The organism is Gemmatimonadaceae bacterium (assembly GCA_016720905.1).
Lineage (GTDB): Bacteria > Gemmatimonadota > Gemmatimonadetes > Gemmatimonadales > Gemmatimonadaceae > Gemmatimonas.
This window is the reverse complement of sequence record JADKJT010000013.1, coordinates 1-13,915: the sequence shown is the minus strand read 5'-3', so window position 1 is coordinate 13,915 and position 13,915 is coordinate 1. Positions and strand designations below refer to the sequence as shown.

Here is a 13,915-nt window from a genome sequence, read left to right as displayed (position 1 = left end):
TCCGCCGGGTAATCGTCCATATTGTGGCCATGTACTTCCGCCGCGGACTGCTGGGTGTGCTCGGACTTGTCGTCGCCGTCGTACTGTTCGCGACCATTGCGGCATGGCGACCGATGGGGCACCTCGCGCATGGCGAGCGCCGCACACGCATGGAGCAATCGGCGCAGTGGCACTCCGGTCATTTCGAGAATCCACAACCGCTGATCAATGATCTCGTAGGTGGCCTCACCGCGATGCGCACTGCCAGCCCGGTCGGCATTCCATCAGCGGCGGTACCGGTGGTGCACGTCGATCCGGCGCGTTTGACGCTGTGGCCCGTGTCCGGGTTGCGCATCACGTGGATGGGCCATTCGACGACGCTGGTTGAAATTGATGGGGTGCGAATTTTGTTGGACCCCGTGTGGAGTACGCGTCCGACACCACTCCCGGGCGTCGGACCGTCACGGTGGTATCCACCCGTCCTCGCGCTGGATCGGTTGCCGCCGATCGATGTGGTGCTCATTTCGCACGATCACTATGATCACCTCGACCGGCCAACAGGTTCGCGCACTGGCCAGCACCGGTGCTCGCTTCATCGTGCCGTTGGGCGTAGGCGCGCATCTGGAGTATTGGGGCGTGCCGAGCGCGCGCATTGAGGAACTGGACTGGTGGGACAGCACCGCGGTGGCCGCCGTGAAGATCGTCAGTGTGCCGGCGCGACACGCATCCGGGCGCATGCTGCTGGACAAGGATGCGACACTGTGGACCGGTTACGCGATGATCGGCCCGGCGCATCGTGTGTACTACTCAGGCGACACGGGGCTCTTTCCCGCGATGCGCGATATCGGCGCGCGGTATGGTCCGTTTGATTGCACGCTGATTGAAGTGGGCCAGTATCATCGCAGCTGGCCCGACTGGCACATCGGCCCCGAGCAAGCCGTGCAGGCGCACGCGATGGTACGTGGTCGCGTGATGCTGCCGGTGCACTGGGGATTGTTCCGTCTTGCGTATCACGGATGGACCGAGCCGATCGAGCGCGTGCTGGCGGCCGCCGCACTCAGTGGCGCAACCATCGCCACACCGCGGCCAGGCGAGAGCGTGGAGCCGACAGCGCCGATTGTCACGACGCGCTGGTGGCCGTCATTGCCGTGGGAGACGGCGGCGCAGCATCCGATTGTGTCGACGCCCTAGAAGAAGTCCTGCAGCCAGGTCTTCACACGACCCGCCAGCTTGTCCACGCCCGCGCCGCTGCGCTGGGTCCGTCGCGTCATCACGCCACCCAGTGCCACGCGATGCGCGCCGTACAACGCGAGTCCCGCCACCGTGGCGAAACGCGGATCGGCCACGGTCTCCACCAGGCCGTCGATCTTCTCGCCCGGCACCCCGACGCGCACTCCGAGTCCGAAAATGTCGGCCGCCAGGTCGGTGACGCCTTCCAGCGACGCGCCGCCGCCGGTGAGCACAATGCCGGCGTTGAGTCGACCGGAAAAACCCGCGGCTTGGATTTCCCGCTGCACCTTGTCGAAGATCTCATCCATGCGTTGATGGATGATGTGCGTCATCAATTCGCGTGACAGATGCCGTTCGCCGTGCGTGGCGGTCGCCGGCACGGCAATGAGTTGGTCGACCGTCATCAGGGGCTCGTAGGCGCACCCATACGCTTCCTTGAGCTGCTCCGCATCGTTCTGCGTCACGCCCAGTCCCTGCACAATGTCGCTGGTGACCGCGTTGCCGCCGTAGGCGATCGTGCCGAGATGACGGATCTTTCCCTCGTGAAACACCGCGAGGTCCGTGCTGCCGGCGCCGAGTTCGATCAGGGCGACCCCAAGCTCCTTCTCTTCCTCGGACAGCACGGCGAGGGCGCTGGCCAATGGCTCCAGCACCAGCTCCTTCACCTTGAGTCCCGCGCGATCGATGCTCTTGCGCAGGTTCATCGCCGGCGAGCTCCCGATGGTGATCAGATACATCTCAGTCTCGAGCCGCGTACCGATCATGCCCACCGGGTCGCGAATGCCGTCGGCCTTGTCCACCCGGTATTCCTGAGGAATCGCATGCAACAATTCGCGATCCTGCGGAATGGACATTGCGCGCGCCACTTCGTTCACGCGCTCGACGTCGGCGCGCTGGATCTCGTCGCCGCTGATGGCCACCACGCCCGAGGAACTGATCGCCCGGACATGCTCACCGGCGATGCCCACGTACAGACTGTCCGGTGCCACCCCGGCATGCTTGCTGGCTTCGTCCACCGCCTTCCGGATGGATCGCGTGGCCTCTTCGATATCGGAGACCACGCCGCGCCGCAGTCCCATGGTGCGCGTCCGCCCGATGCCGAGCACCCTGAGCACGGGTGCGCGCGGCAGATCCCCGTGCACGGCCGCGATGATCGCCGTGGTGTGGGCCGTACCGATGTCGAGTGCGGCAACGATTGGGTCGGTTGTCATGGCTGTCTGGCGATCACTTGGTCCCGGAAGCGAAGGTCGAGTTCAACCACGCGCAGATGGTTCCGCGCAAGATCCGCTTCCACGGGTAATATGTCTCGGAATCGCGCCACGGTCACGTCGGACGTGGACCGAACGATGATCGCGTTGACCATTGCCGGGCCGGCCGCACCCACCGTACCGCCGGTCAACGAGAACCGGAGTTCGTCGCGGCCCACCCGACGCGCCTGTGTCACCCGCGCGTACAGCGCAGGCGCGTTCTCCCGGAGCCCGTCAAGCACACCCAGCAGCGCGCTGTCGGCGCTGGCCACCACCGGCATGTCGAGTGGATTCGTTGACGGATCGATGGGAAGCAGTGCGCCGGTCGCGTCTGCCGGCTGAAGTCCCCCTTTGACCGACACGAACGCCACGGGCGTTCGTTCGGTCACCAGCACGCGGAGCGTTCCCGGCAGATCGCGAACGACATCGACACGCAGGACCATCGGATGGGCGCTCACACGCGCCACCAGCGAATCGAGCGGCTGCCACACGGATTGCGTGGTATCCACCTTGAGTCGCTGTACCAGCTCGGACGCCTTGGCGTATCGCACGCCTTGGAATTCGACGGTACGCACATGGAAGAAGTCCAGCCGAGACAGGGCCAGCGGCCCCCACCACGGACCGGCGATCAATGCGCCGGCAGCGGCAACCGTGGCAATGGTGGCCAGGCGGCGCTGCCAACGCGGCCGATCGCGCCACGGGCGACGGGGAACGCTACTCGACGCACCGGCGCCACGTGTGACCGCCGTGTCCGACTCGAAGGACAAGGACATGGTCTGCGGCATGCCAACGGTCATGTGCGCAACGCCCCGAGCAGTTCCGGACCGGTCCGCGTGACATCGCCGGCCCCCATCGTGATCACGACATCGCCTGCGCGCACGACATGCCGGAGCGCCTGCGCGGCATCGGTACGGGGCCCGCTCCACTCAAGGAGGCCCGGAGGAAGGCGATCCCCGATCAATGCCGAACTGGCGCCGGGACGCGGCGCCTCGCGTGCCCCGTAGATGTCGCACAAGAAGAGCAGATCGGCGGCCGACAGCGCCTCGGCGAATTCACGCTGCAGGTCAACCGTTCGCGAATAGAGATGCGGCTGGAACGCCACAACCAGACGTCGTCCGGGAAACGCATGTCGTGCGGCGGCCAGCGTTGCCGCCACCTCAGTGGGATGGTGCGCATAATCGTCGACCACGTCGATATCGCGCGCCGAACCCAATCGCTGGAAGCGGCGTTCCACACCGCGAAATGCCGACAGCCCCGGCGCCATGGCCGGTACCGTGCACCCGAGCGCGAGCCCGGCCCCGATGGCCGCAAGCGCGTTGCGCACATTATGCACGCCAGGCACGGACAGCTCAATCTCGCCCAGCGACTGACCATCAAATACGACATCAAAGCGCGCGCCGGACGCCGAAAGCGTCAACGCCTGCGCAATCAGTCGGGCATCGCTGGCGTGAGTCGCCGGGGCCTCCCCGCTGACGGTCGCCGAGTACGCGAAAACCTCCCGACTGCTCGCCACGCGCAGGGCCATGGCGCCCGCGTCGTCGGCGCAGCGCACCACCACGCGGGCGGGTGAGAGAAACATCTCAAAGGCGCGTTCGATGTCGTCCAGATCCCGATAGATGTCGAGATGGTCCGCTTCGACATTGAGGACAACCGCGACAGCGGGTTGCAGCGCGAGAAAGGACCGATCGTACTCATCGGCCTCCACCACGTACACGGCCCCGTCGGCACCCACACGGCCCAGCCTCAGGTTGCCGCCCCAACTCCCCACGCGACCGCCGACCACGCCCGTCGGGTCGCGCCCGGCGGCCGCGAGCGCTTCGGTGGTCATGACCGTAGTAGTGGTCTTGCCGTGGGTCCCGGCGATTCCCACCAACGTCCCGCCGCTGACAGCATCGGCAAGGGCCTCTGCCCGACGAATGACCGGCAACTCGCGCTGACGCGCCGCGACCATCTCCGGGTGCATGGCCGGGATCGCAGACGAGTACACGACCGCCCTGGCCTGTGCGACCAGCGCGGCGTCATGCGCCGAAACGGCAATGCCAAGCGCCGCGAGGTCGGGAGCGCCACCCGGGTTCGCATCTGTTCCCACGACCGCAACACCGCGCCGCGCCAGCAACTCGGCGAGCGCGCTCATGCCAGCGCCGGCAATCCCGATGAAATGCACGGGTCGCGAATCGGTGGTATCGAGCAGCAACGAAATCATGGCCCAATATCGTCGGTCGACGCCTGCGGCGCATGGGGGTCGCACCACACACGCTGGTGTGGACAACACAACTTGTGATCTACGTGCGAGAATCCACTTGAACGACTGGCTGGGAATCGGCACGAGCGCTCACCAGTAGCCGCATGAGGCGTGAGATGATCAGTCGCCACCACACATTTTTACAATGATTCAACATTGTTGAAATATTCGACACCAACGGTTCTTCGTCTCGACACTGAGGTCAACTACACCACCTCTCGCGTATGGGAGAGCATCATCTCGACCAAAATGTTTATTGGAACTATTGTGATGTCACCGAGCGGTCAGCAAATCCTTGATCGACTTCGCGATGTCGTCGGCCGCCGATGGGCGTGCGCGCTCACGGGCGGCATGACGCATCGCATCAAGTCGCTGGGGATGTGACCTGAGTTCATTCACGATCGATTCCAGTCGTGCGACACTCAGTTGCGACTGCGGCAAGTGGACCGCCGCACCGCTCGCCGCCACCACCGTCGCATTGTGCGCCTGATGGTCCTGCGCTGCGGTCGGCAGCGGAACCAGCACTGACGGAATCCCCCACGCGCACAACTCGGCGATACTGATGGCACCAGCTCGGGTGATTGCCAGATCGGCGGCGGCGTACGCGTCGGCAATCGGACTCAGGTACGGCCGAACCCGCACCATGCTCGACTCCCTATCCAAATACGCGGATGCCTGAGCGCGACCCGTGGCCCAGATGAGCGCCACGCCATTGGGGAGGTCCTTGGCGCACCAAGCCGCCATCGCCTCATTCAGCGCGCGGGCACCCTGGCTCCCACCAAACGCCAGCACCACGAAGGCGTCCGCCGGCAGATTCCACACGGCGCGCGCCGCAGCGCGAGCAAGCCGGTCCACCGGTGGCATTTCGATTGGCGCGCCGAGTGCCCGAACATCGGCCTGCGGCGATGTCGAAAGGAATCGCGTGGCTTCCGGGAATCCCAGATAGACGGCACGCGCGCCCCTGGCAAAGACACGGGTTGTCATTCCCGGATGACTATCCGATTCATGCAGGACCGTCGGCACGCCGTGCGCGCGGGCCCACGCGAGCGCCACCCCCGCCACATAGCCACCGGTGCCAATGACCGCCTCCGGTCTTTCGCTCAGGGCGAGGCGAGACAACGCGCGCCACGCCCCGATCGCGCCGACCGCCGTCCGCCAATTGTTCCAGGGCGTCCGACGATAGAGGGGATGCAGGTCCAGAAGCGTGTGCGGGAATTCGGTGGTCGGCAGTACGTCACGTTCGATACCGCGGTGCGCGCCGATGAACAGCGGGGCGAAGGCGCCGTCATGGCGTACCAATGCGCGGGCAATGGCCAGTGCGGGGTATAGGTGCCCGCCGGTGCCGCCACCGGCAAACCAAACTCGGCGTCGTGCGGAATCAGCCACTAGGTGGGCCGGACGACCAACGGATCGGTGGCACTCACGCCATATACCCGTTCCCGATCGCTGCCGATGTTCACCAGGATCCCGGTCATGGCCAGAGTCAGTACCAGGTTAGACCGGCCATACGAGACAAACGGGAGGGTGAGCCCCGTATTGGGCAACAATCCGATCACGACCCCGATGTGGATGAACGCCGTGAGGACGGTCGTGAAGGTGAGTCCGGTGGCGAGGAGTGAACAAAACGGCGAGCGCGCGTTGCGTGCGATGCGGAAGCCAAGCCACCCGTACAGCGCGAAGGCGATGGTGAGGCCCGCGACACCGACGAATCCAAACTCTTCGCCGACCACCGATCCAACGAAGTCGTTGTAGGCCAGGGGCAACCAGCCACGCTGCTGATTGCCTTGCCCGAAACCGACGCCGAGTGCGCCCCCGGACCCCACGGCTACCAGCGACTGATACTGCTGATCGCCGGTTGACGCCTTCCGGGTGGAATCGCTCTCTTCGTGTGCCAGGAAGCTGCGAACCCGCTCACGAACGTAGGTGCTTTTCGAGGCCTGCTGCACCAGCAACGGCACCGCCAGCGCGCCCAGGAAGATGAAGTGCGCCACCCGGGCGCCGCCGACGAACAGCAGCACGGCCATGAGGAGACAGAACATCATCGCCACTGAATAGTCAGGCTCCAGAATCGCCAGCACGCTCAACGCGCCGATGACCACCACGAACGGCAGCAGGCCTTTCCCGAGACGACGAACGGCGTCCCCCTTCTTCACGAGCAGCATCGGTGTCCACACCAGCACGGCGAACTTCGCGAGTTCCGACGGTTGCATGGAGCCGTTGAACAGATAGCGGCGCGACCCGTACAGCCGTCCCGAGATCGACTCGGTCCCCGGCAGGATGATGATCAACATCAGGAACAGACTGAGTCCCATGATCGGCCAGGCAAATCGTCGCCAGATTTCCGCGTCAAACTTGGCCATCAGTGCAAACAGCACCATCCCCACCACCACCCCGGTGGCTTGCCGCAGCACATAGTAATGCCCTGGGCTTCCCGCGTTGATGGCCACCAAGGCACTGGCGCTGTACAGCACCGCCAGACCAAAGGCCACCAGCGCCGCGGTGACCAACAGCAGGGCGCGCGCCTCCACCCCCATGCGCCATCGCTCTCGCGTTCCCGGCAAGCTTGGCGCGTTCACGACGCGGCGCCCTGCGCCAATCGCGCGAATGCGCGACCGCGATCTTCGTAGTTGGCAAACATGTCGTAGCTGGAGCAGGCCGGAGACAGCAGCACCACGTCGCCCGGCGACGAGAGTTGCCGAGCACGCGCGACCACGGCGGCGAACGGTGCATCGCCCAGAGGCTCGAACATCACGCGCCCGTGCAAGGGAGCGTCCAGATCAGTCGCGATGAGACGTCCGGCCTCGCCGTATGCCAGTACGACCTTGGCAATGCGCAGCAGCTGCGGGACGAGCGACGTGTACGCTTCCCCCTTGTGTCGACCACCGAGCAACAGGATGGTGGGGCGCGTCATGCCGGCCAACGCCACCTGCGTTGACGCCACGTTGGTGGCTTTCGAATCATTGAGCCAGAGGACGCCCTGACGATCGGCCACGGGTTCGAGTCGATGCGGCAGGGCATGAAACGTGGCAATGGCGGCCGCCAGTCGATCGCGCGCGCCCGGCGTGGCATGCGTTGGATCGGCGACCATGACCGCCAGCAGTGCGGCCAGTGCATTCGCCACGTTGTGATCGCCGGTCAAGGCCAGTCGTTCGCGGGCAACCACGGGCGCGCCCAGCACGTGCAGCAGGCCGCTCGTCCTGTCGAAGAATGCCTCGACGTCCTGCCGCTGCGTGGAGAACCGATACATGCGGCCGGGCACACCCTGAACCATCGCCGTCACGTCCTCGCTATCAGCGGTCACGACCCATTGCGATGAGACCGACGCATTGCCAAACAACCGCGCCTTGTCGGCGTAGTAGTCGGCGACGCTCGCATAGCGGTCGAGATGATCGGGGCTGAGTGTGGTCAGCACGCCGACATCGGGAAGGAATCCGGGCGTGTCATGCAATTGGAACGAGGACATCTCCAGTGAGGCCCACGTCGGTGGCACCGCGCGCAGTCCGATTTCCGACACCGGCGTGCCGATGTTTCCGACATCGACGGCGTCGTGCCCGAGGGCCCGCAGCAAGTGGCCAATGAGGGCGGTCGTGGTGGTCTTGCCGTTGGTCCCGGTGGTGGCAATGACCCGAAGCGCCGGTTGCAGCCGTAACGCAATCTCGACCTCGCTGACAATCGGGACGCCCGCCGCGCGGGCCGCCGCCAGCGGCGCGGCCTCCGGCGGGATGCCCGGACTCACCACCACCACGGCCGCGCGCGCGAGCCGCGCCAAATCGTGTCCGCCTACCTGCACCTTCGCACCGACACCCTCAAGCTGTGCCGCGGTATCGTGCACCGCCGCACTGGCCGAGGCATCAGAGGCATACACGGACAACCCGGCGGCGCGCAGCAGTCGCACTGCGGCGGTGCCGCTGCGGGCCAGTCCGACCACGGCGAATTCCCCGTCGCGTTCGGCCAGACGCCGCGCCACCAGGGCGGCCAACTCCGGTGACGTCAGTCCGCGTGCATTGCGTGGATCACTCATGAGTGCGCGTCTCCGCCGTCAGCGCAATTTGAGCGTACTGAGCGCGAGAATCGCGCAGAGCACACCGAGAATCCAGAAGCGAATGACCACCTGTGATTCCGGCCATCCCAGCATCTCGAAGTGATGATGCAGCGGGGCCCGTCGAAATACCCGATGTTTCTGCGCGTAGTCGAGGCCATAGCGACGGCGACGGTACTTGAACACCGTGCGCTGCAGGATGACCGACAGCGTTTCCGCGACGAACACCGCGCCGACAATGAGCAACAGGAATTCGCTCTTGAGCAGAATGGCGATCGCGCCCAGCGCGCCACCAAGAGCCAGCGCACCGGTGTCCCCCATGAACACCTGGGCCGGATGCGCGTTGTACCAGAGAAAGCCGATGCAGGCGCCGACAACCGCGCCGCAGAACACCGTCAGTTCGCCCGCGCCGCGCAGATAGAAGATCTGCAGGTAGGCGCTGGTGTCCACACGACCAGCGACGTAGGCAAACAGTCCCAGCGTCAGCACGGCGATGGCCATCAACCCCGACGCGAGACCATCGAGTCCGTCCGTCAGATTGACGGCATTGCTGAAGCCGGTGAGGATGAACGTCACCCAGCCGACATACAGCCACGCCAGCGCCCCTGATGCTGGCACAATGATGAGGTACTTCACGAACGGCAGCGTGGTGGATGCACCCGGTAGCGTCGACAGCGGCGCCAACCACAGCCACAATCCCAGTCCGATGCCACACGTGACCTGTCCCGCCAGCTTGTAACGCTCCACCAACCCTTCGTTCTTCAGGCCGGCGCGCTTCTGACGCAGCTTGAGATAGTCGTCCAGAAACCCAATGGCCCCCATCCATAACATCACGGTCACGGCCAGCAGGACGTATCGATTGTCGAGGCGCGCCCAGAGCAATACCGGCAGAATGGAGGCGACGAGAATGATGAGACCGCCCATGGTCGGCGTGGTGCCCTTGCCCGCGTGCGAGTCGGGCGTGCCGGCACGCACCACCTGATGGACCGCCATGGCCCGCAGCCGCTTGATAATGAAAGGCCCCATCACGAACGACACCACCAACGCGGTCACAAACGCAGCAGCCGACCGGAACGTGATGTAATTGAGCAAGTTGAGAACGCGGATGTCGCGCGCGTAGGGCTGCAGGAGCGTATAGAGCAAGGCGGAAGGGGTGGGAGACGGGAGACGGGAGACGGGAGACTACGTGCGGGCGGCCCATTCAGTCAGCATGGGCACCAATCGCTCAAGCTTCATCCCTCGCGACGCTTTCAACAACATCACGGCATTGCGTTGCAGTCGCGGTTCAAGCAACGGCCAGAGGGCGTCAAACTCGGTGGTCGCCACCACGCGCGGATCGCCTGGTGCCTCGACTGCAAACGCGTCTGAGAAATCGCCGACGGCCGCAATGACATCGGCCGGAGACGCCAACGCGGCGCGCGCCACTTCGCGATGTTGCTGCGCCGACTGTGCACCCAGTTCACGCATGCTTCCCAGAATCGCCACCCGTTGCCGACCCGCGCCGACCTGCGCGAGCAACTCCAGTGCGGCCCGCATCGACGCCGGGTTGGCGTTGTAGGCATCGTTGATCAGCACGGCCTCGCCAAGGTGTTCCCAGACGCCGCGCATGCTGGGCACCGGCATGGCCGCCATCCCCGCCGCCGCTGCCTCCATGGACACACCGCACGCGCGCGCCGTCGCGATGGCGAGCATCGCGTTCGCCGCCATATGCGCGCCGCGCAGCGGCAGCGTGCAGTGCACGCCGTCTACCTCAAGCCACGGCCGCCCTTGATCATCGAGCCCCCAGGCCGTCGGTGTCACGTCGGCGTCGACCAGACCCGCCGATACAATGGTGTTCGCCCATCCGCTGGCCGCGCGCGACACTTCGGGCTGCGCCGAGGGGACAATGGCCAACGGGACCCCGTCGAACACGGTGGCCTCTTCGCGCAGCACGCCGGCGAGATCTCCCAGGCCCTCAAGATGCTCCTCGCCAATCGATGTCATGACCGAGACATCGGGCTCCGCGATAGCGCGCAGCGTGGCAATCTCGCCCGGTGCATTGGTGCCCAACTCGACGACGGCCACCTGGGCATCAGACGGAATCGCCAGGAGCGTCAGCGGGACGCCGATCAGGTTGTTGAGATTTCCCGCCGTGGCGTGCACCTGCAGCGTGCGCCCGAGTGCCGCCTTGATCAGCTCCTTGGTGCTGGTCTTGCCATTCGATCCGGCGACGGCGATCACGCTGCGTCCCCAGGCGCGTCGCCACGCCGTGGCGAGCTGTCCCAGCGCAACCAGCGTGTCGGGGACGACATAGACGGGCAGACCGAGTCCCACCGCCTTGGTCGCATCGCTCACCACCAACGCCGCCGCACCGCGATCGCGCGCGTCCTGCAGGAAATCGTGCGCGTCATAGCGCTCGCCGCACAGGGCAACGAACAGATCCCCGCGCGTGATGTGACGGGTATCGGTGGACACACCACCGAATGGCGCCTGCGAGCTGGGGCCCGTGTGCAACGCGCGCGCCACCCGCTCCCGGGTCCAGTATGGATGCGGGAGGAGTGGCAGCACCGGGTCAACGGGCGCGAAGGCGGTTCCTGCGGCAGAATAGGTGGTCATGATGTATGCGACGGACCGTCGTCCCCCAGCGCCGCCGAGAGTTCCTCGACAATGACACGCTCGTCAAACGGATACGACACGGTGCCGCGAATCTGGTAGGTCTCGTGACCTTTGCCGGCGAGCACGATGACGTCCTCGGGCGACGCCACCTGCAGCGCTGCGGCAATGGCCTCGCGCCGATCGACAATTCGTCGATGATTTCGGCGACGCATGCCCGCTTCGATGTCATCCAGAATACGTTCGGGATCCTCGGTGCGGGGGTTGTCGCTGGTGACGATGATCACATCGGCCAGCGCTTCCGCGATGCGTCCCATGTCCGGGCGCTTGCCACGATCCCGGTCGCCGCCGCAGCCGAAGACCACGATCAGCTTGCTGCTCATGCCGTCGGCCGTTTGCGTAAACGGCCGCACGGCTCGCAACGCGCGGTCCAGCGCATCCGGCGTATGGGCATAATCACGCAGGACCGTTGGTGCGGTGCGCAGCCGTTCCAGGCGACCCGGTACCTGTGGCACCGTGGACAGTCGATCCGCCACATCGGCCAGCGACACGCCCAGCGCCAGGGCGGCCGATGCCGCGGCGAGCGCGTTGGAGACGTTGAAGTCGCCAATCAGCGGCAGCGAAACCGGCAACGCGCCAGACGGAGCGACCAGCAGGAAACGGCTGCCGTGCGTGTGGAACACCACATCGCGCGCCGTGACGTCGGCCGGACTCTCCACGCCAAACGTCGCTCGCCGCGGTGCGTTCGGCACCCCCTGCCAGGACGGATCATCGTTGTTGAACAACGCCACGCCGTCACGCGCGAGCAATCCGATCAGGCGCAGTTTCGCCGTGCGATACGCCTCCATCGTGCCGTGATAGTCGAGATGATCGCGGGTGAGATTCGTAAACACTGCGGCGGCAAACGTGATGGCCTCGACGCGGCGTTGATCGAGTGAATGCGACGACACCTCCATGGCCACCGTGCACACGCCGCGGGCGCGCAATTGGCGTAACAGTCGCTGCAACTCGACGGGGCCCGGCGTGGTGAGCCCCTGCCCGCCCGGCACGGGTTCACCGGCCGAACCCATCAGCACCCCTAGCGTGCCAATGGAGGCCGCCGGACGGTCTGGCCGATGCAGCAGGTGCCGCAGCAGTCCGACGGTGGTGGTCTTGCCATTGGTGCCGGTGACACCAACCATGATGAGTTCACGCGCCGGCCAGTCGTGAAACGCGGCGGCCGCGATGGCCGCCGCGCGGCGACCATCACGAACGGTGAGGGTTGGCAGTGGTGTCGACATCCCGGCCACGCGCGACGCATCCTCGACAATCAGCAACGCCGCACCGGCACGTTGGGCCGCATCCAGCCAATCGTGACCATCCTGCGCGTGCCCCTTCACGGCCACGAAGCACGCCCCGGTGTGACCCGGCGACTGTCGTCAACGAGATCGGTCAACGAGGTCGGTGCGTCGCCGTCCACGGCGACCAACACGCCCGCCTCGCGCAGCGCGTCCACCACCGTCGACACCAGCTGCCCGGCGCGCGCCGTCGGGTGGCCGGTCACTGCGGGGTCTCCAACACCACCGTCGAGCCGCCGCGCATGAGCGTGCCCGCAGCCGGTCGCGTGCGCGTGACACTGCCCGTGGCCAACGACACCCGGAAGCCTGCGGCATGCAGCGTGAGCGTCGCCTGTCGCGCGTCCAGTCCATACACCGATGGCAGGGCGCGCGCTTCGGCGCGACGCGGGTCGGGCGTGGTGGTATTCCCGCTGCCCAGCAGTGCCGCCGCGCGCCGCCAACGGGTTTCGCGGATGCGGCTGGGCTGTATGGCAGCGACACGACCACACGCCCCGGCACGGCAACCATCGGCACCGGCACTGGCGCCGGCGCGCGCAACGAATCAAAACGCGCCGTATCGCGCAGCGCCGCCGCGATGGCCTGGGACGACAATGGCTTGCGCGGCGACACCGGCACCGGCTTCACAACGGCGGCCAATGCCCGCCGATCAAGCGAGGCATCGCGCGTCGCCAACGCCGACTGGAGGATCTCGTTGACGATGCGTCCTGCCACCGTGCCGCCGTAGATCTTGCCCTGAGGATCGATCAAGCGCACCACCAGCACATATTGCGGAGCCTGCGCCGGAAACATGCCGGCGAACGTGGAATTGTGACCGCCGCGATAGGCGCCGTCCTGCACGCGTCGCGCGGTGCCACTCTTGCCGGCCACATCGTAGGTGGCCATGTCGGCCGCGACGGCGGTGCCGCTATCGACGACACTGGCCAGTATGGTGCGCATCAGTCGCGAGGTCGCGGGTTGCATGGCTCGGCGCACCACCCGTCGCTCAAGGGCAAAGACTTCCCGGCCGTCGGCATCGCGCACGTGCCGGATCAGCGACGGCTGCAACAGTTCACCATCGTTGGCGATCGCGATATAGGCCGCCGCAATCTGCAGCGGCGTGGCCATCATCTCATACCCCATCGCCAGCGCCGACGCCGTTTGCGCGTGCCATGTGGGAACGGGCAGTCGCCCCCGCGACTCGGCCGGATACGGCACACCGGTTGGCGTGCCGAACCCGAAATCACGCAGGGCCTCGTACTCTTCGCGCTCG

At 66.0% G+C, this 13,915-nt stretch carries 10 protein-coding genes and 1 pseudogene; 1 reads left to right on the top strand and 10 read right to left on the bottom strand.

Features of this window, described 5'->3' with window-relative positions; translation table 11 throughout:
- The first annotated feature begins 29 nt into the window (after nt 1-29).
- Nucleotides 30-1,170: pseudogene (locus IPP90_11980) on the top strand (MBL fold metallo-hydrolase).
- Here IPP90_11980 and ftsA read toward each other — a convergent pair.
- The 10 genes from ftsA to IPP90_11930 all read right to left on the bottom strand — a co-directional run.
- Nucleotides 1,167-2,420, bottom strand: coding sequence for a cell division protein FtsA (ftsA, locus tag IPP90_11975; protein ID MBL0171431.1), 1,254 nt, complete (start codon nt 2,418-2,420; stop codon nt 1,167-1,169). The pseudogene IPP90_11980 and the gene ftsA sit on opposite strands and share 4 nt — an antisense overlap.
- Nucleotides 2,417-3,253 carry an FtsQ-type POTRA domain-containing protein gene (locus tag IPP90_11970; GenBank protein ID MBL0171430.1) on the bottom strand — a complete coding sequence of 279 codons (837 nt, stop codon included), beginning with the start codon at nt 3,251-3,253 and terminating at the stop codon, nt 2,417-2,419. The genes ftsA and IPP90_11970 overlap by 4 nt, the downstream gene beginning before the upstream one ends.
- Entirely contained in the window at nt 3,250-4,659 is a 1,410-nt protein-coding gene (gene murC / locus IPP90_11965; GenBank protein MBL0171429.1) for a UDP-N-acetylmuramate--L-alanine ligase, read from the bottom strand. The genes IPP90_11970 and murC overlap by 4 nt, the downstream gene beginning before the upstream one ends.
- A 312-nt stretch (nt 4,660-4,971) precedes the next feature.
- The gene (locus tag IPP90_11960) at nt 4,972-6,084 is read right to left on the bottom strand and encodes a UDP-N-acetylglucosamine--N-acetylmuramyl-(pentapeptide) pyrophosphoryl-undecaprenol N-acetylglucosamine transferase (protein MBL0171428.1); all 1,113 of its coding nucleotides are present in this window, start codon (nt 6,082-6,084) and stop codon (nt 4,972-4,974) included.
- Complete coding sequence (locus tag IPP90_11955; GenBank protein ID MBL0171427.1) at nt 6,084-7,274, bottom strand: cell division protein FtsW; 1,191 nt, start codon at nt 7,272-7,274, stop codon at nt 6,084-6,086. The genes IPP90_11960 and IPP90_11955 overlap by 1 nt, the downstream gene beginning before the upstream one ends.
- Complete coding sequence (murD, locus tag IPP90_11950; GenBank protein ID MBL0171426.1) at nt 7,271-8,719, bottom strand: UDP-N-acetylmuramoyl-L-alanine--D-glutamate ligase; 1,449 nt, start codon at nt 8,717-8,719, stop codon at nt 7,271-7,273. Before murD ends, IPP90_11955 begins: the two co-directional genes overlap by 4 nt.
- An 18-nt stretch (nt 8,720-8,737) precedes the next feature.
- Nucleotides 8,738-9,880 carry a phospho-N-acetylmuramoyl-pentapeptide-transferase gene (locus tag IPP90_11945; protein ID MBL0171425.1) on the bottom strand — a complete coding sequence of 381 codons (1,143 nt, stop codon included), beginning with the start codon at nt 9,878-9,880 and terminating at the stop codon, nt 8,738-8,740.
- 39 nt (nt 9,881-9,919) lie between these two features.
- Nucleotides 9,920-11,332: a UDP-N-acetylmuramoyl-tripeptide--D-alanyl-D-alanine ligase gene (locus IPP90_11940; GenBank protein ID MBL0171424.1), complete on the bottom strand. Its 1,413-nt coding sequence runs from the start codon at nt 11,330-11,332 to the stop codon at nt 9,920-9,922.
- Entirely contained in the window at nt 11,329-12,708 is a 1,380-nt protein-coding gene (locus tag IPP90_11935; protein MBL0171423.1) for a UDP-N-acetylmuramoyl-L-alanyl-D-glutamate--2,6-diaminopimelate ligase, read from the bottom strand. Before IPP90_11935 ends, IPP90_11940 begins: the two co-directional genes overlap by 4 nt.
- Before the next feature lie 39 nt (nt 12,709-12,747).
- Nucleotides 12,748-13,915: hypothetical protein (locus tag IPP90_11930; GenBank protein ID MBL0171422.1), on the bottom strand; the 1,168-nt coding region annotated here is incomplete at its 5' end.